The sequence below is a fragment of the Nonomuraea indica genome (genome assembly GCF_002850745.1).
In the GTDB taxonomy this organism is placed as follows: Bacteria; Actinomycetota; Actinomycetes; order Streptosporangiales; family Streptosporangiaceae; genus Nonomuraea; species Nonomuraea indica.
In genome coordinates this window covers 1-2,184 of record NZ_PJOK01000101.1, presented here as the reverse complement: position 1 = coordinate 2,184, position 2,184 = coordinate 1, and the positions used below count along the sequence as shown (strand labels likewise).

The following is a 2,184-nucleotide window of genomic DNA, read 5'->3' as shown; positions in this document are numbered from 1 at the left end:
GACATGGCGGAACGCCTCGGGCGCCCGCCGTACGTCCCACGTGGTGATGGGCGGCAGTCGCAGGGCGCCGGACTCGAACAGGGCGAGCAGGTCGGCCAGCATGCTCCGGACGCGTTCGGGTTCGACCCGCATCAGGTCGAACGGCTGGTAGTCCGTGCCGGGAAGGCCGGCGGGATCGCGCAGGTCGGTCTTGCCCATCTCCAGGAACCGGCCGCCGGGCGCCAGCATCCGCAGCGAGGCGTCGAGGAACTCACCGGTGAGAGAGTTCAGGATCACGTCCATGCCGGCGGTGAAGGCCGCGGCGAAGTCAAGGGTGCGCGAGGAGGCGATGTGCGCGTCGTCCAGGCCGCGCTCCCGCAGCGCGGCCCACTTGGCGGGGCTCGCGGTGGCGAACACCTCCGCCCCCAGGTGCTGGGCGAGGGCGACGGCCGCGGAGCCGACGCCGCCGGTGGCGGCGTGGATCAGGACGCGTTCTCCCTCCCGCAGCCGGGCGAGTTCGACCAGGCCGTAGTAGGCGGTGAGGTAGGCGATCGGTACCGAGGCCGCCTCCTCGTACGACCATCCGGCGGGGATCGGCGCGAGCATCCGGTGATCGGCGACCGCGCTGGTCCCGAACGCGTGGGAGAACAGGCCGAACACCCGGTCTCCCGGTGCCAGCCCGGTCACGCCGGGGCCCACCTCGACGACGGTTCCGGCGCCCTCGCCGCCGAGGGGCACGTCGGCCGGGTACAGGTCCAGCGCGATGAGCACGTCGCGGAAGTTGACCCCCGCCGCGCGTACCCGGAGGCGCACCTGGCCGGGCCCGAGCTCCTGTTCCGGGTGGGCGCGCAGGGCGAGATGGTCCAGGGTGCCCTTGGCCGTCACGTCCAGCCGCCAGTGCGGCGACGCGGGCGGCACCAGGCCGCGATGGGTGGACATCCGCGCGAGCCGGGGGGCGTAGGCCGTGCCGGCGCGGATCGCGATCTCGGGCTCCCCGGCGACCACGGGCTGCACAGGGTCCGCGGGGCGCACAGGGTCCGCGGGGCGCGCACGGTCCGCGGGGCGCGCAGGATGCGCGGGCCTTGCGAGGTCTGCCGGATCCGCGGGCGCTGCGGGCTCGGCGGGATCCGCTGGGGCGTCGGTGTCGACGAGCAGGATTCTGCCGGGATGCTCTCCCTGCGCGCCCCGGACCAGCCCCCAGATCGCCGCGGCGGCCGGATCGGGCGCGGGGTCGCCCGGGACCGCGGCCACCGCGCGCCTGGTGACGATCATCAGGCGGGCGTCGTCGCCGGGCTCTCCGGCCAGCCATTCCTGAAGGGCGGCGAGCGTCGCGTGCACCGCGGCGTGGGTGTCCGCTGCCAGGTCTCCCGTCCGGGGCGGCTCGCAGTGGACCACGGTGACGCCCGCGTTCCGCCCCGCCTCCATGGGCACCGCGGACCACTCGACGCGGAAGAGGGAGTCGTCGTGCTGGGCGGCGGGGGCTGCCAGGGGTCTGAGTACGAGCGAGTCGACGGTGACGACGGGCGCGCCCGTGGCGTCCGCGGCGACGATCGACACGGCGTCCGCGCCGGCCGGTGTCAGCCGGGCGCGCAGCGTGGTCGCGGCGGCGGCGTGCAGCGTCACCCCGGACCAGGAGAACGGGATGCGGGGCGGCTGCCCCGCCGCCGGAGGGGTCGCGGCGGCGAGGGCGTGCAGGACGGCGTCCAGGAGTGCCGGATGCAGCCCATACGTCTCCGTGCCGGCCGCCTCGGGCAGGGCGACCTCCGCGTAGACGTCGTCCCCCGCCCGCCAGACGGCACGCAGTCCCCGGAAGGCGGGGCCGTAGCCGAGGCCCGCCTCGGCGAGCGCCTCGTAGTGGCCGTCCAGCTCGACCGGTTCGGCTCCGGGCGGCGGCCAGGCTCCGATGGCCTGCTCGCCGGTGCCGGGCGCGGCCGGTTGCGGGGTGACCGTTCCGGTGGCGTGCCGGGTCCAGTCGTCGCCTGAGGAGCTGGAGTGGATGCTCACCTCGCGCCTGCCGGTCCGGTCGGCCGTGCCGACCCGGAGCTGGACCGACACCGCGCCCGGCCCTGGCAGCACGAGGGGCGCCTCGATCGTGAGCTCCTCCAGGTGGCCGCAGCCCGCCTGGTCGGCGGCGCGGACCGCGAGCTCGACCAGGGCGGCGCCGGGGAGGATGGGGCTGCCCGCGATGACGTGGTCGGCCAGCCA

The 2,184-nt window shown here is 76.1% G+C and carries 1 protein-coding gene; it reads right to left on the bottom strand.

All coding sequences use genetic code 11. From position 1 onward, the window contains the following. The coding region (locus CXR44_RS38645; RefSeq protein ID WP_144070256.1) for a polyketide synthase dehydratase domain-containing protein at positions 1–2,184 on the bottom strand (2,184 nt) is incomplete at both ends.